The sequence below is a fragment of the Prevotella pallens ATCC 700821 genome, assembly GCF_000220255.1.
Taxonomy (GTDB): Bacteria; Bacteroidota; Bacteroidia; order Bacteroidales; family Bacteroidaceae; genus Prevotella; species Prevotella pallens.
On record NZ_GL982513.1, the window covers coordinates 1,871,094 to 1,894,359 of the forward strand.

At 38.2% G+C, this 23,266-nt stretch carries 18 protein-coding genes; 16 read left to right on the forward strand and 2 right to left on the reverse strand.

Translation table 11 applies throughout. From position 1 onward, the window contains the following. Positions 1-17: 17 nt before the first annotated feature. A complete protein-coding gene (locus HMPREF9144_RS07320) occupies positions 18-1,670 on the reverse strand; it encodes a hypothetical protein (RefSeq protein ID WP_006045292.1) in 1,653 nt (550 codons plus the stop codon). 469 nt (positions 1,671-2,139) lie between these two features. On the opposite strand from HMPREF9144_RS07320, the gene topA reads away from it, so the two are divergent. The 12 genes from topA to HMPREF9144_RS07380 all read left to right on the forward strand — a co-directional run bounded on the left by topA (position 2,140) and on the right by HMPREF9144_RS07380 (position 16,499). Further along, complete coding sequence (gene topA / locus HMPREF9144_RS07325) at positions 2,140-4,485, forward strand: type I DNA topoisomerase (protein WP_050795211.1); 2,346 nt, start codon at positions 2,140-2,142, stop codon at positions 4,483-4,485. Positions 4,486-4,533: 48 nt separating this feature from the next. Then, positions 4,534-5,124, forward strand: coding sequence for a shikimate kinase (locus HMPREF9144_RS07330; protein WP_006045294.1), 591 nt, complete (start codon positions 4,534-4,536; stop codon positions 5,122-5,124). Positions 5,125-5,204: 80 nt separating this feature from the next. Further along, the gene (gene speA, locus HMPREF9144_RS07335) at positions 5,205-7,097 is read left to right on the forward strand and encodes a biosynthetic arginine decarboxylase (RefSeq protein WP_006045295.1); all 1,893 of its coding nucleotides are present in this window, start codon (positions 5,205-5,207) and stop codon (positions 7,095-7,097) included. 155 nt (positions 7,098-7,252) lie between these two features. Next, positions 7,253-7,762, forward strand: coding sequence for a GFO_1088 family ECF-type sigma factor (locus HMPREF9144_RS07340; RefSeq protein WP_006045296.1), 510 nt, complete (start codon positions 7,253-7,255; stop codon positions 7,760-7,762). Further along, complete coding sequence (locus HMPREF9144_RS07345; protein ID WP_006045297.1) at positions 7,752-8,231, forward strand: PG0215 family putative anti-sigma factor; 480 nt, start codon at positions 7,752-7,754, stop codon at positions 8,229-8,231. Before HMPREF9144_RS07340 ends, HMPREF9144_RS07345 begins: the two co-directional genes overlap by 11 nt. Before the next feature lie 946 nt (positions 8,232-9,177). Then, positions 9,178-9,729 (forward strand): DUF1599 domain-containing protein, encoded by a 552-nt coding sequence (locus HMPREF9144_RS07350; protein ID WP_006045298.1) that lies wholly within the window; start codon positions 9,178-9,180, stop codon positions 9,727-9,729. Then, positions 9,722-11,842: a BT_3928 family protein gene (locus HMPREF9144_RS07355; RefSeq protein ID WP_006045299.1), complete on the forward strand. Its 2,121-nt coding sequence runs from the start codon at positions 9,722-9,724 to the stop codon at positions 11,840-11,842. Before HMPREF9144_RS07350 ends, HMPREF9144_RS07355 begins: the two co-directional genes overlap by 8 nt. 78 nt (positions 11,843-11,920) lie before the next feature. Further along, positions 11,921-12,589, forward strand: coding sequence for an SPOR domain-containing protein (locus HMPREF9144_RS07360; protein WP_040595418.1), 669 nt, complete (start codon positions 11,921-11,923; stop codon positions 12,587-12,589). A 246-nt stretch (positions 12,590-12,835) separates the two neighbouring features. After that, positions 12,836-13,429 (forward strand): GTP cyclohydrolase I FolE, encoded by a 594-nt coding sequence (folE, locus tag HMPREF9144_RS07365; protein ID WP_006045301.1) that lies wholly within the window; start codon positions 12,836-12,838, stop codon positions 13,427-13,429. A gap of 60 nt (positions 13,430-13,489) precedes the next feature. Continuing rightward, a complete protein-coding gene (locus HMPREF9144_RS07370; protein WP_006045302.1) occupies positions 13,490-14,242 on the forward strand; it encodes an exodeoxyribonuclease III in 753 nt (250 codons plus the stop codon). 10 nt (positions 14,243-14,252) lie between these two features. Then, entirely contained in the window at positions 14,253-15,011 is a 759-nt protein-coding gene (locus HMPREF9144_RS07375) for an SGNH/GDSL hydrolase family protein (RefSeq protein WP_006045303.1), read from the forward strand. A 9-nt stretch (positions 15,012-15,020) separates the two neighbouring features. After that, positions 15,021-16,499: an MBOAT family O-acyltransferase gene (locus tag HMPREF9144_RS07380; protein ID WP_006045304.1), complete on the forward strand. Its 1,479-nt coding sequence runs from the start codon at positions 15,021-15,023 to the stop codon at positions 16,497-16,499. Between the two features lie 480 nt (positions 16,500-16,979). On the opposite strand, the gene HMPREF9144_RS07385 is transcribed toward HMPREF9144_RS07380, so the two are convergent. Then, a complete protein-coding gene (locus HMPREF9144_RS07385) occupies positions 16,980-17,717 on the reverse strand; it encodes a nitroreductase family protein (RefSeq protein ID WP_006045305.1) in 738 nt (245 codons plus the stop codon). A 94-nt stretch (positions 17,718-17,811) separates the two neighbouring features. Between HMPREF9144_RS07385 and HMPREF9144_RS07390 the strand changes: the two genes are divergently transcribed. Genes HMPREF9144_RS07390 through HMPREF9144_RS07405 form a run of 4 tightly spaced genes read left to right on the forward strand, consistent with a single transcriptional unit; the run spans position 17,812 to position 23,113 of the window. Then, the gene (locus tag HMPREF9144_RS07390) at positions 17,812-20,415 is read left to right on the forward strand and encodes an adenosylcobalamin-dependent ribonucleoside-diphosphate reductase (protein WP_006045306.1); all 2,604 of its coding nucleotides are present in this window, start codon (positions 17,812-17,814) and stop codon (positions 20,413-20,415) included. Between the two features lie 20 nt (positions 20,416-20,435). Then, entirely contained in the window at positions 20,436-20,819 is a 384-nt protein-coding gene (folB, locus tag HMPREF9144_RS07395; protein WP_006045307.1) for a dihydroneopterin aldolase, read from the forward strand. Between the two features lie 51 nt (positions 20,820-20,870). Next, entirely contained in the window at positions 20,871-22,130 is a 1,260-nt protein-coding gene (locus HMPREF9144_RS07400) for an N-acetylmuramoyl-L-alanine amidase family protein (protein WP_006045309.1), read from the forward strand. Further along, positions 22,127-23,113: an MlaD family protein gene (locus tag HMPREF9144_RS07405; protein ID WP_006045310.1), complete on the forward strand. Its 987-nt coding sequence runs from the start codon at positions 22,127-22,129 to the stop codon at positions 23,111-23,113. The genes HMPREF9144_RS07400 and HMPREF9144_RS07405 overlap by 4 nt, the downstream gene beginning before the upstream one ends. The last annotated feature ends 153 nt before the right edge of the window (positions 23,114-23,266 follow it).

Consider the following 23,266-nt stretch of genomic DNA (forward strand, 5'->3'; position numbering starts at 1 on the left):
CACCCGCATGTTATAGCCTACTCCTTAGACTTTGAATAATAATGCTCTTTGTTGGTTTTAAGGTCGAGCCAGCCACTAACGCCGTCCTTCACTATGTGGTAAAAGTATCGAGTGCTCTGTTCCAACTCATCGTAAACAGGTGTGTCGTTGTACGAATAGATGCCCACTTTGCCATCTTTGTAGAAATAAATATATCCATCGTTGTGCATCATAATAGAGTCGTAGACCATCGGAAGAATTGTTTCGCCCTTTAGAGTCCGCACAGGATAAGTCTCCAATGGTCTTTCCCAATCACCATATTTTACTATACCTTCCTTAGGTTCCACATCGTTTGGCTGTTTATAATCGTAAGCAAGAATACCAAATTTGCCATTTCTCCCTACTCTTATCCATTCTGGACGTACATCGAGAGCTCCCAGAAACCAACTGTTTCCATTGCATCTGTACTCTTTTTTACCATCAAGAAAGGAAATGGAATCGGTAGGTTGGCAGTCTGAAAGCACGTAACGCTTGTCTTCTTCGCACGTTACACCAGGTCCGGCAGTGTAGTATTTCAGCTGGTATTGCCCACGTTTCTTTAGCAAACTATATGTCCAATGAGGTACAGTGCCACAAACTCTCAACTGTATTTTCCAAGGATTTTTCATTTTTTTCCCCATTTCATCGTAGTAAAAAGCACCCTTTTCGTTCAGCACATTTATGCAACCAATCATACAATTAGGTATTTCATACGCAACCAAAACGTTTCCCAAGTCGAGCTTTTGAAGGTAAAGATTGTACACATCAACCCCTTTCTTTGTATGCGCAATAATAAAACGCTCTCCACAAATAATGCTGTCGTAATCTTGTTTCAGCATATTTTCGCCGAAAGCGTTCACCAATTGGCACCTACCTTCGTCCGTTTTCTTAACGTTCAGGAAGTATTTAAGAACAATATTCATGAAGTCGTAGGGTGCAGCAGCATCGTATTTATTTCCTGCTTCTGTTAGTTCTGCAGGTTGACAGTCACGAGATAATTTCACGAACTGGTCGCCTTTAATCGTTGGAAGCAACAAATAATTGAATGATCTATAAGCGAATAGCAAAACCGTCTTCCCACCTTTTAGTTCTAAAACAAGCGGACTCAATGGTTGAGATTCCCCACGCCAGGTTGTAACCGAGTCTGGAACACACGAAGAAGTAGTTATTACGCGGTATGCATACCTATCAGCTTTGGTATAACGCAGCTGTTGAATAAACGCAAGGTCGGATCGTAAGAACTTTAAAACATAATTCGATTTTTCTTCATTGCGCTTCCAGTTGCCGTCTTCTTTGATATCGAACGTCTTGCAAACATAGCTTTCGAGAGCTATGGGACGCAGATTATCTACATCAACGAAACGCTCTCTCGCCTTTTCAATATCGTTTCTACTTAGTGTATCATTGCAAGAATATAAATCCCAGACCATCTGATAAGCTACGGAAGCTTTACTTATACTTATTTCTTTTCGATCTATTTGCAGACGTCTTTGAGCATAACGGTCGGTGCCAACTTTTTTATAAAGGTCTATCCAACTGCCATTTGCGTCGTAACCTATGGCATCTACATCGGGCAAAGACAGTCGTTGCTGCGCATAAAGACTGGTTGCCATACAGTAAAAAAATAGAAAAAGGAAAATATTTTTCTTCATAAGTACATTTATTTTTGAGACAAAGATAAGAAATTTGAAGAATAAAGGCCTGCATTTTAAGAAACTTTATGATGGTACGAATTTATATATTGATAGACGGAACAGGGGGAGGAGTTTAGCTAAAGCGTTAAAACTACAGAACAAGCACGACTTTAATATTTGCGATTATCTAACGCACACTTAAGGCATCATAGCGTTTTAAAAACAGCAAAAATATTGTTCGGATAACTATTTAATACTCAACATACTACAAAAAGCTATCGTTTTGCCTTGCAAAAGAGCCTATTTGGCAATGCAAAAGAGCCTGTTTGATTGTGTGAAACAAGCTCTTTTAAAAAGTTAGAAACATAGAATACATAATATTCCTACAAGCACTAATATTAAAAAAACTAAAAATAGCCTATTATATAAGGTGTATGGAAAAAGTTTGCTTACTTTTGCGCCCTTGAATAATGTTACTTATGCTGATATGCAAGAAAACTTAGTTATAGTGGAAAGCCCTGCAAAGGCGAAGACAATAGAGAAGTTCTTAGGTGAAGACTTTAAAGTTATGTCGTCGTACGGACATATTCGTGATTTGAAAAAGAAAGAGCTGAGTGTGGATTTGGACACTTTAGAAGCTAATTACGAAATTCCGGAAGAGAAGAAGAAGGTTGTTTCAGAACTTAAAAAGAACGCAAAAGCCGCCAAAAAGGTTTGGTTGGCATCCGATGAAGACCGCGAAGGAGAAGCCATAAGTTGGCACCTTTGCGAAGTTTTAGGTCTCGACGAAGCAAAAACAAGTCGCATTGTGTTCCACGAAATTACGAAACCAGCCATTCTTGCCGCCATTCAGAATCCCCGTCATTTGGATATGAACCTTGTAAACGCACAGCAAGCACGCCGTGTCTTGGACCGTTTGGTAGGTTTCCGCCTGTCTCCGGTGTTGTGGCGCAAAGTAAAACCAGCTCTAAGCGCAGGACGCGTGCAAAGTGTCGCCGTACGATTGATAGTAGAACGTGAGCGTGAGATACAAGATTTCAAGTCTGAACCTTATTACAGAATAAATGCTATTTTCGCTGCTACAAGCGAAGATGGTACCAAAAACGAAGTAAAGGCAGAGCTAAACAAACGTTTTTCTACACACGAAGAAGCATTGGAGTTTCTAGAACAATGCAAAACTGCATCATTCCGGATATCTTCTATAGCTAAGAAACCGCTGAAACGCACTCCTGCCCCCCCATTCACAACATCTACATTACAACAAGAAGCCGCACGTAAACTTGGTTTTACTGTAAGTCAAACTATGATGGTGGCACAACGGTTGTACGAAGCAGGACGTATTACATATATGCGTACCGACAGTGTAAATCTCTCATCACTTGCCATCAATACAGCTAAAACAGAGATAGAGAAACACTATGGTTCAGAATATAGCCAGGTGCGGAAGTATCATACCAGCAGCAAAGGTGCACAAGAAGCACACGAAGCTATCCGTCCAACCGATATGAGTGCACACAGTATAGACGGAACAAGTCAGGAAAAACGTCTTTACGACCTTATTTGGAAGCGCACAGCAGCATCGCAAATGGCAGATGCAAAAATAGACAAAACTACTGTTGCTATTAGTATTCTCAACGCAGAAGGACACGAGACAGCCGATTTACAGTTTGTTGCGATGGGAGAAGTTATTACATTCGATGGCTTTTTAAAAGTTTATCGAGAGTCTACCGATGATGAGAATGAAGGGGAAGACACAACGCATGCATTGCCAGCAATGAACAACGGCCAGATTTTGGAACGACGTAGCATTGTTTCTACCGAACGTTACTCAATGGGACCAAGTCGCTATACAGAAGCAAGTTTGGTACATAAACTCGAAGAGTTGGGCATTGGTCGTCCATCAACATACGCTCCAACCATATCTACCATTCAGCAACGCGAGTACGTTCAGAAGGGAGAAAAGAAAGGGGAAGAACGCACATACATCGTAGACACATTGCAGGCACTAAAGATTACCTCAAAGAACAAGAAGGAAATGGCTGGTGCAGATAAGGGTAAACTTATTCCAACCGATATTGGCATTGTAGTAAACGACTTTCTCATGGAGAACTTCCCTGACATTATGGATTATAATTTCACAGCTAAAGTAGAGCAAGAGTTCGATAAAATTTCTGAAGGGAAGGCGAAATGGAACACTGCAATGAAAGATTTCTATAAGCATTTCGAGCCCGAAGTGGAATCTGTAATGAATGCACGGTCAGAACATAAGGCTGGTGAACGCGAATTGGGAGTAGACCCTAAGACCAATAAGCCCGTATTTGTAAAGATTGGACGCTTCGGCCCTGTTGTACAAATTGGTACTGCCGATGATACGGACAAGCCACGTTTCGCGCAGATTCCAGCGGATAAGAGTATGGAAACACTTACGCTCGCCGATGCATTGGAACTGTTTAAGTTGCCACGCACTGTAGGACAGTTTGAAGGAACTAATGTTGTGATTGGTGCAGGGCGTTTTGGTCCATACATAATGCACAATAAAAAGTATGTATCACTGCCCAAAGAGGAAGACCCTTTGACGGTTTCATTAGACACTGCCATACGTTTAATAGAAACAAAACGTCTCCAAGATGCACAAAGACACCTTAAACAGTTTGACGAAGACCCTAAATTAGAAATAATGAACGGTCGCTATGGTCCATACATAGCATACGATGGAAAGAACTATCGTATTCCGAAAACAATGCACGACAAAGCCTCTGAACTTACGTATGAGGAATGTCAAGACATTATAAAGAATGCACCCGAACCCAAAACAAAGCGTAAACGCAAATAAATAAAATCATCTGCCTCCCTTATTAGGGTAGGCAGAGACACAAAAAGAATGACCGAGAGCCTACAAAATACTCCAAACCGAATTATAATAATAGGTTATATGGGCGCTGGAAAAACCACGCTTGGTTGGGCTTTGTCTAAAATTCTCAATTTCAAATTCTACGATTTAGACTGGTATATAGAGACACGAATGCACAAAACTATATCCCAGATATTTGAAGAACGGGGTGAAGAGGGATTTAGAATTATTGAACGAAATATGTTACATGAGGTTGCCGAGTTTGAAAACGTTATTATTGCTTGCGGAGGAGGAACCCCTTGCTTCTTCGATAATATGGAATACCTTAACAAACAAGGCGAAACGATATATATGAATGCAACTGCCGACATTATATGCCAGCATCTTAATATTAGCAGAAACGTTCGGCCATTGTTGAAAGATAAGACGGAATACGAAGTAAAAGTCTTTGTAAAGAAACAAATAGAAGAACGAGACATCTACTACAAACAGGCTAAACACATTATAAAAGTGCATTTAATGGACAATCGTAAGAAAATAAATGCAATGGCAAAACAACTTATTTCAATAATAGAAATGAGCCGAAAGGCTTTACCCACAATAGAAAAGAATAATAAATAAGAATACTATTTCATTATTGAGAGCTGTATCTAGCCGAATAGTATCGGTAAAAAAGTTCTCTAAAAACACAACAAATAGGTATGAAAAAATGGACGATTGAAGATTCAAAGGAACTCTATAACATTAAAGGTTGGGGTGCTTCTTACTTTGGAATCAATGAGGCTGGACATGTTTACGTTACTCCGTGCAAGGATAATAACCAGTTAGATTTGTGCGAGATTATGGACGAGCTTGTACTACGTGATGTAACGCCGCCCGTTCTGTTGCGTTTCCCAGACATTCTAGATAATCGTATAGAGAAAATATCGTCGTGTTTCGAAATTGCAAAGCAGGAATATAACTACGAAGGAGAGAATTTCATAATCTATCCTATTAAAGTTAATCAGATGCAACCAGTAGTTGAAGAGATTATTTCGCACGGACGTAAATTCAATTTGGGCTTAGAAGCTGGCTCAAAGCCTGAACTACATGCTGTAATAGCTGTCCAATGTCAAAGTGATTCGCTCATCATCTGCAACGGATACAAAGATCAAAGCTATATAGAACTTGCACTCTTAGCACAAAAGATGGGTAAACGCATCTTTATTGTAGTAGAGAAACTTAACGAAATAGATATCATAGCAAAAGCTGCTAAGAAACTTAACGTTATGCCTAATATTGGTATTCGTATCAAATTAGCATCTACAGGCTCTGGCAAATGGGCAGAAAGTGGAGGCGATGCATCTAAATTTGGTTTAACAGCATCAGAACTTCTACAAGCATTGGAGAAGCTCGATGAAAAAGGATTGCACGATTGCTTACGATTGATACACTTCCATATTGGTTCGCAAATTACGAAGATACGACGTATCCAGACTGCTCTCACCGAAGCAGCACAGTATTATGCCAATCTAAGAAAGATGGGATACAATGTAGATTTTGTTGACTGTGGAGGTGGATTGGGCGTAGATTACGATGGAACACGCTCTTCTAACAGTGAGAGTTCTGTGAATTATAGCATTCAAGAGTACGTAAACGACTGTGTTTCTACCTTTGTAGATGCAGCAAATAAGCACGGAATACCACACCCAAACATTATTACCGAAAGCGGACGTAATGTTGCTGCACACCACTCTATGCTTATTATAAATGTATTGGAGACAGCTTCGCTACCAGAAATGTCGGAAGAGTTCGAGGCAAAGGAAACAGATCATCAGTTAGTACGAGAACTCTACAAGATTTGGGATAATCTAAACTCGCGCAATATGCTTGAAGATTGGCACGATGCAGAACAGATTCGAGAAGAATCGTTAGAACTATTCTCTCATGGAATGGTCGATTTGAAAACTCGCGCAGAAATTGAAGCAATGTATTGGAGTGTCTGCCACGAAATAAATACACTATCAAAGGGAATGAAACACGTGCCAGACGAACTGAGAAACTTAGATAAACTACTGGCAGATAAATATTTCTGCAATTTCTCTCTCTTCCAATCACTTCCCGACAGTTGGGCTATTGACCAACTTTTTCCCGTTATACCGATACAACGACTAAACGAACGTCCCACACGAAAAGCCACTTTGCAAGACATTACATGCGATAGTGATGGTAAAATAGCCAATTTCGTGAGCGAGGGACGCACCAGCCACGTGCTACCTGTACACACTTTGCGACGTGGCGAGCCTTATTATTTAGGCGTTTTCCTCGTTGGTGCATATCAAGAAATACTCGGCGACCTTCATAATTTGTTTGGAGATACCAATGCGGTGCACCTTTCCGTGAAAGATGGAAGTTATCACATCGACCAAATTATAGATGGAGAAACAGTGGAAGAGGTGCTCGAATATGTGCAATACAATCCAAAGAAGCTTGTTAGACAGCTCGAAATATGGGTTACAAAAAGCGTTAAGCAAGGAAAAATATCACTCGAAGAAGGAAAAGAATTCCTCAACAATTATCGAAGTGGACTGTATGGTTATACCTATTTGGAGTAAAATTGCTCCAAATAGGTATTTTATTTTTATATGTTAATTATTGTTCTTTCTTGTATGTTTATTTATTCAGATAACTAACAAAGGTTAAAATATAGTACTTTTGCATAGTATTCTGTAACTTCACCCCACACTTATTCGTCGTTGTAATAGAGAGTATGGAAAAAGTTAGCTTCCGAAACGATGTCTTGCCATTGAAGAATCAACTCTTCAGATTGGCCCTCCGCATAACCCTCAATAAGGAAGAAGCCGAGGATATAGTACAAGACACACTGATAAAAGTTTGGAACAAACGATACGAATGGGGCACCATTGATTCCATAGAGGCCTATAGCTTACGAATATGCAGAAACCTTTCGCTTGACAGAATGAAGAAGCGAGACAACCAAAATGGCTCTTTGGAAGAAGAACAACCCAACCAAGAACTACTCTCAACACCACAAGACCGCCTGATAGCTCAGGATAGGTTGCGTGTAGTGAAAGAGATTGTAAACTCTCTGCCCGAAAAACAGCGTGTATGTATGCAACTACGCGACTTTGAAGGTAAGCAATATAAAGAAATTGCAATCGTCTTAGGCATAACAGAAGAACAAGTAAAAACAAACATCTTCCGTGCACGCCAAACTGTAAAACAACAATTTCAGAAAATAGAACAATATGGATTATAAGTACATCGAACAATTATTGGAACGCTACTGGCGTTGCGAAACTTCGCTGCAAGAGGAGGAAATATTGCGATTATTCTTCTCTCAAGAGGAGGTTCCTACCAATTTGGTGCCTTACAAAGACTTGTTTATCTACGAACAGGAACAAAAGGAAACCGATATATTGGGCGATGACTTTAACCAAAAGATACTCGAGAAGGTAAATGGAGACCAGCCCGTAAAGGCTCGCACCATTACAATGCGCAAACGTTTAATGCCTCTCTTCAAAGCGGCAGCAGTTGTTGCCATTTTGCTAACATTGCAAAATGCACTACAAGAAACTTTCACGAGTACGACGCCTTCGGCTCAACAATCTGTTGAGGTGCCACACGCAAACAAGGAAGCTAAAGGTCCGGCTGTGGCAAAAGCTGACTCAACCAAAATAGATTCAACCCAGAAGGTTAGCACTATCACCGATACAGAATATAATTAAAAGAAATATCATTTTAATGCTTTCTCTATAAAACAAATCATTTTCTAATAAAACAAGTTCGAAACTGCGAAGTTTCATTTCTCAAATTTTTTATGACAACAGACGAAAACCGGTATCTTTCGATGCCGGTTTTTCTTTTTCCCCACTACTATTCTACCAAAGCTAAATAGCATAAAGATATGTTTTAGTTGAAAATAGGTGAATGGTATATAAGCAACGCCTACTGTTTATTAGCCAAGCAAATAGAATGTTTCAGATGACTAAAAACAACTGTCTGCTATAGTTACTTTCATGTCAGATATCTATCAGTTGAATCTTAGATATCTGTCAATTTAGTTTTAGATATCTGTCAGTTGAATTTTAGATATCTGTCAGTAGCGTTTCAGATATCTGTCAGTTGAATTTTAGATATCTGTCAGTAGCGTTTCAGATATCTGTCAGTTTTTCCCAGCTTTCACTAGACACTTCTTAGTTATATTAGCTACTTCTGCAGATATTTTCTTATTATGCCTGCTGAATAGTTAGACACAAGTGAACAATTCATACTGAAATAATAAGCACTTAGTCTTACTGGACACGCAAGAACTCATAGTTTGTTTATTTGGCAAAACCAGACAAACTACTCTTTTTATTATCTCATATTATAATACTTCAAAGATATTTGTTCAGATGAGAATTATAAAACCTACAACTTATGGAATTGAGATATAGAATACATCAATAAAAAAATTAAAGATATGCACCATTCAGAAAATAAAAATTATAGAATTATGAACCCGAATCCTACTTACCTATCATTCTTACTATCGCATTATTTTCATTTTAAAGTAACAAACTGATGCAATAGCCACAAAACCAAAAACTTGTTTGCAAACATATATTATATGAATGATTTTGTTAGTTCGTATATTTTCTGTATTTTTGCATTGTAAATAGAATATCCACTATGTCTGAACAGATAACAAAGACTAATCAAGAGTTTAAAGAAGTTTTAAGCGAATGCAAGGCACTCTTCTACAAGAAGCTACACGATTATGGTGCTTCGTGGAGAATACTGCGTCCGTCATCGCTTACCGATCAACTATTTATAAAAGCGAAACGTATTCGTTCTATAGAGATAACGAACGAGAACCATGTTGGTGAAAGCGTTAGAGGAGAATTTATAGCCCTTATCAATTATGGAATAATTGGCTTGATACAACTAACACACCCATTTGTCGATACAGTGGATATTTCTCCAGACGAAGCAACAAAGCTCTACGAACAATACGAAAAAGCTACTTATGAACTAATGTTAAAGAAGAATCACGACTATGGCGAGGCATGGCGAGATATGCGCATAAGTAGCTACACCGACTTTATTCTCACAAAAATAGAACGTGTGAAAGAAATAGAGAACATAAAGGGTGCTACTTTGGTGAGCGAAGGTATAGATGCAAACTATATGGATATTATTATTTACGCAGTATTTGGAGCTATAAAACTAAGAGATGAGTAGACTAAAATCAATATTAGTAAACATCTGTAGGCTTTTACTTGCCATCACATTTATTTTCTCTGGATTTGTAAAAGCAATAGACCCGCTCGGTTCACAATATAAGATAGGCGACTATCTTACAGCTTTAGGTATGGCGGGGAAGATACCTGAATGGGTGCAACTAATACTCTCCATATCGCTTTCTGGTGCAGAATTTACGTTGGGAATATTACTTCTATTAGCAATTCGCCGACGTTTGGTAAGCAAATTGGCATTTGTGCTAATGTTAGGAATGACATTAATAACATTGTGGCTCACTATTAGCAACCCTATACAAGACTGTGGTTGTTTTGGCGATGCTATACACCTTACAAATAGCCAGACATTTATAAAGAACTTAGTACTGCTCGTTGCCTCAATAGTCGTTATGCGGTTGCCACTCTATCAGGTACGCTTTATTTCTAAAACCAATCAATGGATAGCAACCTACTTCACAATGATATTCATAGTTATAGTGTCGCTACTAAGTCTTTACCACTTGCCTTTGTTCGATTTTAGACCATATTATATAGGACAGAATATTCTGAAAGGAATGCAAATACCCAAAGGAGCAAAGCAAACAAAATATAAAACAACATTTATTTGCACCAAGAATGGAGTTCAGAAAGAGTTTAACGAAAATAATTATCCTTACAACGATAGCACGTGGGTATTTGTAGATACAAAACAAGAAGTAATAGAGAAAGGATACGAGCCACCTATTCACGACTTCTCCATCACTGATGAAAAGACAGGAGAAGACCTTACAGAACAGATCTTAAATAAAGACGGATATACCTTCTTGCTTGTATCGCCTATGCTCGAAGTAGCACAAGACAGAAACTTTGGCGATATTGAAGGCATATACGAATATGCAAAAGAAAACGGATATGCTTTCTATGGGCTCACAGCAAGTACCGATAAAGGCATAAAACATTGGCGCGATATAACAGGAGCCGAATATCCTTTTTATGTTACCGATGGCACAACATTGAAAACAATGATAAGAAGCAATCCTGGACTATTATTGCTCTATAAGGGAACTATAATAAACAAGTGGAATCACAACGATATACCAAAGGTTGCAGAACTAAATGCACCTTTAAACTTGCTTACTATTGGGCACGAACCAGAAAGTAGTACGTGGAAGAAAATACTAACAATGATACTCTGTTACGTGCTCCCACTAATACTACTTATTGTTGCCGACCGTTTCTGGGCATGGACAAAATGGGTACAGAAACGCGAGAAATGGATAAAAGAGAAAGAACAAAGGCTCTTAAAGAACGAACAAAGTAAGAAACTTTATCAACTTTTAAAACGTAAAAGAAATATGAGAAAGAAAATTGTAGCAGGCAATTGGAAGATGAACGAGACCCTGCAAGAAGGTGTTGCATTAGCAAAAGAGATTAATGACGCATTGAAGGCAGACAAACCAAACTGTGATGTTGTAATCTGCACTCCTTTCATTCACTTAGCAAGTGTAGCTGATGTATTGGATAAAGAATTAGTAAAGCTGGGTGCTGAAAACTGCGCTGATAAAGAAAAAGGTGCTTACACTGGCGAGGTTTCTGCTGCAATGGTAAAGAGCACAGGTGCAGAATATGTTATACTCGGACACTCTGAGCGTCGCCAATACTATGGCGAAACAGCCGAAATACTGAAAGAGAAAGTAGAATTGGCTCTTGCTAATGGACTTAAGATCATTTTCTGCTGTGGTGAAACATTAGAAGAACGTGAGGCTAACAAGCAGAATGAAGTGGTAAAGGCTGAACTCGAAGGCTCTGTTTTCCATCTCAGTGCAGAGGCTTGGAAGAATATTATACTTGCATACGAGCCAATTTGGGCTATCGGGACTGGTAAAACTGCAACATCAGACCAGGCAGAAGAGATGCTTGCATACATTCGTTCTATCGTAGCAGAAAAATATGGTAAAGATGCTGCAAGCGAAACAAGTATTCTTTATGGTGGAAGCTGCAAAGCAAGTAATGCACCAGAATTATTTTCTAAGCCTAATATTGATGGTGGCTTGATAGGTGGAGCATCTTTAAAAGCTGCCGATTTCAAAGGCATTATCGATGCTTGGAAAAAGTAAAAACAAATAGATAAAATACCTGAGGGTCGCTAATTGCAAGTATTGGCGATTCTCAGGCACTTTATAGAAATAAAAGAAATGAAGAAATTCCTTGTTATATTGGTCGTTGCATTCCTTAGATGTTTAGCAATAGGAGCACAGGGCACGGTTACAGTTACCCAGAGCGAGGATATTGATGCTCTGGTAAATGGAAAGAAAAATGCCAAAATAAACAAAAAGAAACAACAGCCACAATCGCAAGGGACAGTGCGAAAGCCTTCTATGCCATCTATTTCTACTCCACGAGTAGAGCCCAGAATAACACCTCCAGATATTTCTTCCTCTCCTAATACAGAAGCTTACCCACGAACGAAACTTGTACGAAAGAAAGTACGTCGTGCATTGGTAGACCCTATTGACGGTACTGCTGTAAAACAAACTGTAACAAAACGAGTATGGAAAGGTATTAAAAAGGTGAGAGGTTTTAGAGTGTTAGCATATTCAGGTGGAAATACAAGAGTAGCCAGGCAAGAAGCTGAACGATGGGGACAAAAGGCTAAAGAAATTCTACAGACAGAACCTATATATGTTCATTTCTATTCTCCTCGTTGGATGTGCCAGATAGGAAATTACACAAGCTACGAACAAGCACGAAAGGTGATGAGGCGTTTAAAGAAAGAAGGCTTTACCCAAGCAAACGTTATAAGAACGATGGTTACAATAGAAACGACCAAAGTGATAGGCGATACATACGATATGGATTATTAATCTGCTTCATTCTATATTGCCAAACAGACACTTTAAATCAGGCAACTAACTTCAAGAAATGGTCAGCCAAATTCAGAAATCAGTCGACTATTTTTGTTTTGTTAGACGAGCGAACTACTTTCATCAGACAGTAGAATAAGCCTTAACAAACAAATGAATAGGTTTCACCTATAGAAATAGTTCGTCTTAGATGACTGAACAAACATTATTATAAGATAATTTTATACGATTTACCCAGAACTAACAATGAAATCAAACATTGAATTTCGCGAAGGTCTTGATGAACTCGCAGGACATTACCGACACGTATTGCAGCTTTTAGGAGAGAATCCAGACAGAGAAGGACTCGAAAAGACGCCAATGCGTGTAGCTAAAGCTATGCAAGTACTGACACGCGGTTACACACAAGATCCACAAAAGGTGCTCACCGATGCACTGTTTGCAGAAGAATACAACCAAATGGTGATTGTAAAAGATATCGATTTCTTCTCTATGTGCGAACACCACATGTTGCCTTTCTATGGCAAAGCACACGTCGCATACATTCCCAATGGATACATTACAGGCTTAAGCAAGGTGGCACGTGTAGTAGATATATTCAGCCATCGCCTACAAGTACAGGAAAGATTAACCCAACAAATAAAGGATTGCATACAAGACACATTGCACCCACTAGGTACAATGGTTGTGATAGAAGCAAAACACATGTGTATGCAGATGCGTGGTGTAGAGAAACAAAACTCCATAACAACTACTAGTGCATTTAGCGGAGCATTCAATCAAGCAAAAACACGCGAAGAGTTTATGAACCTTGTACACTCCGACAAGATGCGTATATAAATAGACCATTGATAAGAAAGAAATTGTTGAATCAATAAGAATAGAACAAAACATAATAATATGAAGTTTATTTCATGGAATGTAAACGGTCTTCGGGCTTGTGTAACAAAAGGATTTAAAGAAAGTTTCGTGGAATTGAATGCTGACTTCTTTTGTCTGCAAGAAACGAAAATGCAAGAGGGGCAACTCGATATAACTTTCGATGGTTACGAATCATATTGGAATTATGCTGATAAGAAAGGCTATTCGGGTACAGCTATCTTCACAAAGCACAAGCCCATAAATGTGCACTATGGTCTGGATATAGACGAACACGATCACGAAGGCAGGGTTATTACGCTAGAAATGGAGACTTTCTTTCTTGTAACGTGCTATACACCTAACTCGCAAGATGGGCTAAAACGATTAGACTATAGAATGAAATGGGAAGACGATTTCCAAGCATACATAAAACAATTGGATAAGAAAAAACCAGTAGTAATATGTGGCGACTTAAATGTTGCACACGAGGAAATAGATTTAAAGAATCCAAAGACGAATAGGAAAAACGCTGGTTTTACTGATGAGGAACGAGCTAAGATGACTCAATTTCTTAATAATGGTTTTATAGATAGCTTCCGGACGCTTTATCCAGAGCAGATAACTTATTCGTGGTGGTCGTATAGATTCAAAGCAAGAGAAAAGAATGCTGGTTGGCGTATTGATTATTTCTTACTATCAAACCGCCTACGCAATCAACTCATAGATGCCAAAATACATACAGAAGTGTATGGTAGCGACCATTGTCCTGTAGAAGTTGAACTGAATTTATAGCATTGTGCGCGTGCGCGAGCCAATCAAAATATTACTGCTATTAGTTATTGCATTAGCCATTGTTTTGGGCTACGCATTTGTGCCAAAAGAAATAGCTTTTGGCACATTCTCACTAAAAAAAATTAGTCTTACACAACTGTGTCTATCGCCTCATAACGATACAACTGCGCAACCACACCCAACGAAACCAAAACTATTTAGGCATCATCAAACTTTTTTATTCATAGGCGATTCGATGGTTGAAGGGCTTTCTCGACGGCTCGGCGATTACGCTGAAGAAAATGGACACAAACTTTACACTGTTATATGGTATGCCTCTACCACAGAGAAGTGGGCAAAAACGCAAACAATAGAGCACTTTATAAACGAATATAAACCCTCTTACATTTTGCTTTGCTTAGGAAGCAATGAACTTTTTGTAAACGATTTAGATGCAAGAGAAGCGTATATAAAAACCATTTTAAATAAGCTGGGCAACTTTCCTTACGTTTGGATTGGTCCGGCTAGCTGGAATGGAGATACTGGAATTATTGATTTAATAAAGAAACATACCCAACAGGGGTGTTTTTTTGATAGCAGAGGATTGAAACTTAAGCGTGGTCCCGACCATTATCACCCCACGTGGCAAGCTGCAGCTCTATGGTTAAACAAGGTTGCTACATTTATGAATAGCCCTAAAGTTGCCTACCCGGTAGTGCTAAACATTCCTCGCCAACACCATAAGGCTACTCATACTAAAGTTTTGCAACCTTCTTTCAACGGATATTAATAAGAAACGATGATAAGTTTTAAACAAACAATACACGAATTAAGTTCCTTTCTGACGACTCCTAATTCAGGTTGGTCGTTCTGTACATTGTCGTTTTTGGCAGTCTTTATCATATTCTTTGCAGGCTATCTTTATATAAACAAACATCAAAAGGCATGGCAAAAGGCATACGTTGTATTATTCGGACTGATGTTTGCTTATAAGGCAAACGGCACTTTAATGGTTCTGCTGCCTACCACTACACTGCTTTCGTGGTTTCTTACTAAAAAGATGATGCGGCTACGGCGTGGAAAACCTCGCAAAATAGGTTTCTCCATTGTTATATTAATAGAACTGCTACCACTACTCTATTATAAATATTCTAATCTCACACTCGATGTTCTGAACCATTTGTTGCGAAGTAATTTTGCACCTTTGCAACTATTATTGCCCATTGGTATATCGTTTTACACCTTTCAAGCTATTAGTTATACGATAGATGTATACAAAGAACACTTCACCAAGAAAACAAATTTGTTGGACTATTGTTTTTATCTAACTTTCTTTCCACTACTAATAGCAGGTCCCATTACACGTGCACACATACTAATTCCACAGATAAACACTCCACAACTAACAAATAAACAACTCATAAATACAGGCTTATGGCTCATTATCTGTGGTATGTTAAAAAAGGCTCTGGTAGCCGACTACTTGGCGCAATATAACAATTGGATTTTTGCAGACCCACTGGCTTATACAGGTTTTGAGAATTTAATGGGAGTTTTAGGCTTCACACTACAGATTTATTGCGATTTCTCGGGATATAGCGATATGGCTATTGGCATTGCAGCACTAATGGGTTTCCAACTACCCAACAATTTTAACTCGCCATACCAAAGTTTAAACCTCACCGAATTTTGGCATCGTTGGCACATAACACTTTCACAATGGTTTCGCGACTATATTTATATTCCATTGGGTGGAAACAGAAAAGGTGAACTAAATACTTATAGAAACACCATTATTACTATGATTGTAGCAGGCTTGTGGCATGGAGCATCGGGAATGTTTGCTTTGTGGGGAAGCCTACACGGCATTGGTTTAACGATTCATAAGTTTGCATGCAACAGAGGTTTTAATAAAATTCCCAACACCATATATGTAAAGATGTTCTGTTGGACAATAACTTTCACCTATATATCTGTTGCGTGGATATTCTTCCGTTCACACGACATTCATACAGCTCTTAATATTATTGGTAAGATAACAACCGATTTACACCTGATAGACATTCAGAACTTTATAAATGCCCGCTTACTATGGATAATGCTATTAGCAGTAAGTTTAGAGCTACACTCTATTCGACAGAGCGATTATAAGTGGCTTCAACAAAAGTTTATTGCACTACCATGGATTGCTAAATTAGTAATCTTCCTATTTGTTTTGCAGCTTGTTATAAACCTAAGTCAGAACAATATTCAACCCTTTATTTATACCCAGTTTTAAGGCTGGGCAGAAATAAACTAAAGATATTTAAACAATGTCTATGGGTACTTTCAATTCAAATAAATAGATCGGATATTTTAGAAAAAACAGCCATACAACAGCTACTTTTATTTCAGATATCTATCACGATCGTCTCAGATATCTATCACGATTGTCTCAGATATCTATCAGTTACAAATTAGATATCAAAAAAAATAGCAACCTTTATAAGGCTATGTTATAATAGCTAGAAGGTGATTATTCAGATGAGAATTACGAAATCCTTTATTCTGTAATGTTCTGATTCCAGAATAGACATAGACTTTATCTGCCACTTTATAGTACAGAGAAAGTCTATGCTAAGTAAGAACAGAAAGTTAAAATACTTACCTCTTTAACCAATCATTTAGAGCGTAATGTTTACAATTACTTATTAAACCCAAATTTAGTAATTAGAGGTTCGCAATAAAACTAAATCTATCTATCTTTAACTGATTGCTATTAAATAAATTCCTGTTGTTTTAACGCATCTAATAAATTTTTCGACATCACTTCGTTATCGCTTTTCTTGTATCGTATATCGGTAAATATTTGCGCCAACGTCTCAGTATGGTTTATTTCTACAAAGTGTTTATTTTCTTTCAACGATTCTTTCACCTTATAATATAAGTCTATACTTTCAGCTGTATAATCCGTGTAAGTTTCTTCGTGCAGAATACTCTCAATGGGTAATCTGTCTGGTTGTTCGGGCATTTCGTCAGGCCAGCCAATTGTAAGCGTAGCCACAGGCATAACTAACTTTGGAAGTTTAAGCAATTCTATAATCGCCTTTGAATTATATATGGTTGTTCCAAGAAAGCACGTCCCAAGTCCTTCTGCTTCTGCTAAATTTGTGAATGTCTGGCAATAAAGTAAGGCATCTGTAGCCGCATTCATAAACGAAAGAAAATTGTTGTAACCAGGAGTTCCCTTTCTATTCTCTGCCCAAATAGTGGTTCTACGGAAGTCGGCACAAAATGTTAATACCACAGCTGCATTTTCTACCATTGGCTGATTAAAATGTGCAGGCGCTAATTTGTGTTTCATTTCACTGTTACGTGTTACAACAACCGAGTAAAGTTGCAAATTCCCCATAGTTGGAGTTCGTTCAGCCTTACTCAAAAGTTCCTTTAAAAGAGCATTAGAAACCTCTCTGTTATTGTATTTTCTAATGCTTCTACGATTGAATATATTGTTCATTTTAGAAAATTTTAGGCTACAAAGTTAAACAAAAGTTTTCTGTTTTGGAAAACAATTAGTAACTTCGCAACCGCATTTTTTACTAGACAAATTAATGAAAGAGAACAAAACATACTCATTTGACGAAGCATTTGAGGCCTCGCTGAGGTATTTTGACGGTGATGAATTAGCCGCAAGAGTTTGGGTAAACAAGTATGCTATGAAGGATAGCTTTGGCAATATATACGAAAAATCGCCAGAAGATATGCATTGGCGCATTGCCAACGAAATAGCTCGCATAGAAAAGAAGTACAAAAATCCTATTAGTAAAGAAGAAATCTTCCATCTGTTAGATCATTTCCGCTATATAATACCAGCAGGAAGTCCAATGACAGGAATAGGAAACAACTACCAAATAGCCTCACTCTCAAACTGTTTTGTGATAGGACTTGATGGCGATGCCGACTCTTATGGTGCAATCTTGCGTATAGACGAAGAGCAAGTTCAATTAATGAAACGCCGTGGAGGAGTAGGACACGACCTCAGTCACGTGCGCCCAAAAGGTTCACCTGTAAACAATTCAGCCCTTACCTCAACAGGCTTAGTACCATTTATGGAGCGATACTCTAATAGTACACGCGAAGTAGCACAAGATGGTCGCCGTGGTGCATTAATGCTTTCCGTAAGTATTAAGCACCCCGATACTGAAGCTTTTGTAGATGCAAAGATGGAAGAAGGTAAAGTTACAGGCGCAAACGTATCAGTAAAAATTACCGATGGCTTTATGGAAGCAGCCGTAAACGATACTCCTTTTGAACAACAATTCCCTATTGATGCAGAAAAACCAAGCTTCAAAAAAGAAATTTCTGCCAAAAAGTTGTGGGATAAAATAGTACACAACGCATGGAAGAGTGCTGAGCCTGGTGTTCTTTTTTGGGATACAATTATTAGAGAGAGTATTCCAGATTGCTATGCCGACTTAGGTTTCCGTACAGTTTCTACCAATCCCTGTGGCGAAATTCCATTGTGTCCATACGATAGCTGTCGCTTGCTATCTATCAATCTTTACGCTTACGTAAAGAATCCATTTACAAAAGACGCAACTTTCGATTTCGATTTATTCAAGAAGCACGCTGTTTTGGCACAACGTTTAATGGACGACATTGTAGATTTAGAGATGGAGAAGATAGATCATATAATGGAAAAAATTAAGCATGACCCACAAAGCGACGAAGTGAAACTAGCCGAATACCATCTTTGGGAAAAGATAAAAGAAAAGAGTGGAAAAGGACGCCGTACAGGAGTAGGAATAACAGCCGAAGGTGATATGATAGCTGCTATGGGCTTACGCTACGGAACAGAAGAAGCAACTAAATTTGCTGTAGACGTGCATAAAACACTGGCACTGTCAGCTTATCGTTCATCGGTTACAATGGCACAAGAACGTGGCGCCTTTACTATCTTTGATGCAAAACGAGAAGAAAAGAATCCATTTGTGTTACGCATAAAAGAGGCAGATTCACAACTCTATGCCGATATGCAGAAATATGGTCGTCGTAACATTGCCTGCTTAACAATTGCGCCTACAGGAACAACTTCACTTATGACACAAACTACTTCGGGTATCGAACCAGTATTTATGCCAGTTTATACACGTCGTAGAAAAGTTAATCCGAACGATACAGATGTACACGTCGATTATGTAGACGAGGTTGGCGATTCATTTGAAGAATACATTGTTTATCACAAGAAATTTTTAGAATGGATGAAGATAAACGGATTCGATACAACAAAGAAATATACACAAGCAGAGATAAACGACCTTGTAAAACAGTCGCCTTACTATAAAGCTACCGCTAACGATGTAGATTGGCTCATGAAGGTTCGGATGCAAGGAGCTATTCAGAAATGGGTAGACCACTCTATCTCTGTAACAGTAAATCTACCAAACAATGTAGATGAAGCATTGGTAAACAAACTTTACGTAGAGGCCTGGCGCTCTGGTTGCAAGGGGTGCACCATTTATCGCGACGGTTCTCGTTCAGGCGTTATGATTTCTGTTTCGAAGAAAGATAAGAAAAAGAAAAACGAAAAAGAAAAAGAAACAAACGAAGACCATGATTTGAATTCATCAGAAGAGAAACACGAACATACTTGTACCCCACCGCAAGTAATAGAAGAACGTCCCAAAGTGTTAGATTGCGATGTAGTTAGATTCCAGAACAATAAAGAAAAATGGGTTGCATTCGTAGGACTTCTTGATGGTTATCCCTACGAAATATTCACTGGATTACAAGACGACGATGAAGGTATTGTATTGCCCAAAAGTGTAACAAAGGGTAAAGTTATAAAACAAACCAATGCCGATGGTACACACCGTTATGACTTCCAGTTTGAGAATAAACGGGGATATAAAACAACCGTTGAAGGACTTTCTGAGAAATTTAATCCAGAATACTGGAACTATGCAAAACTCATCTCTGGAGTATTGCGTTATCGTATGCCAATAGACCATGTCATTCATCTCGTAGGGTCTCTACAGTTGAAAGATGAAAGTATTAATACATGGAAGAATGGTGTGGAACGTGCTCTAAAGAAATATGTAACCGATGGTACAACAGCTTCAGGACAAACGTGCCCTGTGTGCGGACAAGAGACATTAGTTTATCAAGAAGGCTGTCTTATATGTACTAATTGCGGAGCTTCTCGCTGCGGATAAACAAATAGTTTTGTCAAATAATGAAATTAGAAACAAGCTATATATATATAAAAGGTGTAAGGTTTCATGCCTACATCGGTGTAAGCGAATTGGAACGAAAGGTTGGCAACGATTATGTTGCCGACCTTCGTTTGTGTTATCATATAGGCAAAGCAATGCTAACAGACAATGTAAACGACACAATAAGTTATGCCGATGTTTACGATATTGTAAAAACAGTAATGCAACAACCTGCAAAATTGTTAGAACATACTGCATATCGGATAACAGAAGCTATAATAAAAGTTTTCCCCGATATAGAATCAATAGACCTTAATCTAACAAAGATAAATCCACCAATGGGAGCTGATTGCAGCGGAGCAGGTGTAGAATTACATTTAATAAATGAAAAAACCAAGTGTTAGCCTAATCTATTCAAATGAAAATGCTTAACTTTGCGTGCAATTATACAAAGTATGAATAGACGAACTACCTTTTTCCTCATAATTTTCTTTTTGTTTGCACTCATAAAAATAAGTGCAAAAGATAAATTCACACTTGTTATTGATGCTGGTCATGGTGGAAAAGACGTGGGAGCATTAGGTGCCTTTTCAAACGAAAAGGATATTAATTTAAACGTAGCATTAGCCTTTGGGCGTTTGGTTGAGGATAATCTTCCAGATGTTAAGGTTATTTACACACGCAAAACTGATGTATTTATTCCACTGAAAGGTAGAGCAGAAATAGCCAATAAAGCAAAAGCCGATTTGTTTATTTCTGTACATACCAATTCTGTTCCACCCACAAAAACACCACCACAGGGCTTTCAAGTTTATACTTTAGGTATGCACCGTGCAAAGGACAACTTAGATGTGGCTATGCGAGAGAATAGTGTTATTTCACTGGAGAAAGGATACGAAAAGACTTACGAGGGTTTCGATCCAAAGTCATCAGAGAGCTATATTATGTTTGAAATTCTTCAATCGGGAAATATGGAGAAGAGTGTCGAACTAGCTCGACTCATTCAACGTTCTGTTTGTTCTAAAGCCAATCGAAACGATAAAGGAGTGCATCAAGCAGGATTTCTTGTATTGCGCGAAACTTCAATGCCAAGCTGCCTTATAGAGTTAGGATTCATTACGTCAGAAGAAGAAGAACAGTTCCTTAACTCACAACGCGGAATAGACCTTATGGCACATGGCATTTACGAGGCATTTGTAGAATATAAGAACAGATATGATGGAAAAGTTACCATTCCCTATCGTCCGTCTACCAAAAACCAATTACCTATAGAGAACATTTTAGGTGGATTATCGAAGAATACAAGTAAATCGTCGGAGAATGTAGAAGTACCTAAAAAAATAAATGTTGTAAGGAATAAACAACTGACAGTAAAGCCCATAGCAAAAGCTACACATACAAAAGACAAGAAACAACCTGTTGTAGAAAAACCAACAACAGATGTCCCCATATTTAAAATACAAATATTTGCCATAAACAGGCAACTTACCCCAGACAGCCAATTGTTTAAAGGACACAAAAACGTATCGTCAGAAATTGAGGGAGATTTGTACAAATATATGATTGGTAATAGTGCAGACTACAACGAGATTTTACGATTAAAAGAGAAACTAAAGCAGGACTTTCCACAAGCATTTATAGTTGCATTCAAAAAAGGCAAACGAATGAACACTGGAGAAGCTATTAAAGAATTTGTTAAGACTAAGAAGAAATGAATATGAAAAAATTATTATCGCCCGAAGTAAGAATAGCATTGGTGGCAATTGTTGGCATCGTAATACTTTATTTTGGTATGAATTTCCTTAAAGGAATTAATTTATACTCAGCTGATATGGAGTATAATATGCAATTCGATAAGGTTGATGGACTTACGCCTACCACACCAATCTATGCTAATGGATTTAAAGTGGGAACAGTAAAAGATATTGTTTACAACTATAAAGACCCATCTAAACCTATTAACGTATTTGTTACAATAAGTAAGGATATGCAAATTCCTGTTGGCTCTACTGCTGAAATTGTAAGCGATATTATGGGTAATGTAAAGGTAAACCTTATTCTTAGTAATGCAAAACAATATTTAAAGCAAGATGGCATTATAGCAGGAAATGTTAACGACGGTGTATTTGGAAAAATGAAAGAAGCTATTCCTGATGTTCAACGAATGATACCAAAAATAGATAGCATACTTTCGAATATCGTAACATTAACTTCTGACCCAGCCTTAACAAGCACATTACACAACGCAAATAAAATTAGTAGCGACTTAACAATATCAAGCAAACAGTTAAATATATTGTTGGCACAACTTAATAGCTCACTTCCATCTATGACAAGAAAAGCTAACGGGCTGCTTAATAATACAAATGGTGTAATGGTAGAAGCTAAACATGGCATTGCCGATGCGCGTTCAACTGTAAAAGGTGCACACGTATTAATGACATCGTTAAACGATAAGGTTAATGCGTTAGATGTTCAAACGACTGTTGCCAAACTAAATATGGCACTCGACGAAGTAAACAAACTTACGGCAACACTGAATAGTAACCGGGGCTCAATGGGCTTGCTAATGAACGATCCTGCACTTTACAACAACTTAAACAGCACATTGCGCAGTGTTGATAGTTTGGTTGTAAACCTTAAAGCACACCCAAAACGATACGTACATTTCTCTATATTCGGACGAAAAGACAAATAAACACTCTTTTATAAAACATACAATTGTACTGAGGAGGGTGTGTCAAAATTGATACATCCTCTTTTTTACTCTCCCTTTACCTTATCTACCACATAATTCGTTATTTACTGCAGCTATGCTGCTAATTTCATATAAAATGATTTATAGGGCTTT

Bases quoted from the DNA above. Each gene is read 5' to 3' on its own strand.
- HMPREF9144_RS07390 (WP_006045306.1), top strand. From the start codon at position 17,812: ATGAAAGAGAACAAAACATACTCATTTGACGAAGCATTTGAGGCCTCG.
- HMPREF9144_RS07350 (WP_006045298.1), top strand. From the start codon at position 9,178: ATGTCTGAACAGATAACAAAGACTAATCAAGAGTTTAAAGAAGTTTTA.
- HMPREF9144_RS07400 (WP_006045309.1), top strand. From the start codon at position 20,871: ATGAATAGACGAACTACCTTTTTCCTCATAATTTTCTTTTTGTTTGCA.
- HMPREF9144_RS07370 (WP_006045302.1), top strand. From the start codon at position 13,490: ATGAAGTTTATTTCATGGAATGTAAACGGTCTTCGGGCTTGTGTAACA.
- HMPREF9144_RS07380 (WP_006045304.1), top strand. From the start codon at position 15,021: ATGATAAGTTTTAAACAAACAATACACGAATTAAGTTCCTTTCTGACG.
- topA (WP_050795211.1), top strand. From the start codon at position 2,140: ATGCAAGAAAACTTAGTTATAGTGGAAAGCCCTGCAAAGGCGAAGACA.
- HMPREF9144_RS07405 (WP_006045310.1), top strand. From the start codon at position 22,127: ATGAATATGAAAAAATTATTATCGCCCGAAGTAAGAATAGCATTGGTG.
- HMPREF9144_RS07385 (WP_006045305.1), bottom strand. From the start codon at position 17,717: ATGAACAATATATTCAATCGTAGAAGCATTAGAAAATACAATAACAGA.
- HMPREF9144_RS07355 (WP_006045299.1), top strand. From the start codon at position 9,722: ATGAGTAGACTAAAATCAATATTAGTAAACATCTGTAGGCTTTTACTT.
- HMPREF9144_RS07360 (WP_040595418.1), top strand. From the start codon at position 11,921: ATGAAGAAATTCCTTGTTATATTGGTCGTTGCATTCCTTAGATGTTTA.
- speA (WP_006045295.1), top strand. From the start codon at position 5,205: ATGAAAAAATGGACGATTGAAGATTCAAAGGAACTCTATAACATTAAA.
- HMPREF9144_RS07340 (WP_006045296.1), top strand. From the start codon at position 7,253: ATGGAAAAAGTTAGCTTCCGAAACGATGTCTTGCCATTGAAGAATCAA.
- folB (WP_006045307.1), top strand. From the start codon at position 20,436: ATGAAATTAGAAACAAGCTATATATATATAAAAGGTGTAAGGTTTCAT.
- folE (WP_006045301.1), top strand. From the start codon at position 12,836: ATGAAATCAAACATTGAATTTCGCGAAGGTCTTGATGAACTCGCAGGA.
- HMPREF9144_RS07345 (WP_006045297.1), top strand. From the start codon at position 7,752: ATGGATTATAAGTACATCGAACAATTATTGGAACGCTACTGGCGTTGC.
- HMPREF9144_RS07330 (WP_006045294.1), top strand. From the start codon at position 4,534: ATGACCGAGAGCCTACAAAATACTCCAAACCGAATTATAATAATAGGT.
- HMPREF9144_RS07320 (WP_006045292.1), bottom strand. From the start codon at position 1,670: ATGAAGAAAAATATTTTCCTTTTTCTATTTTTTTACTGTATGGCAACC.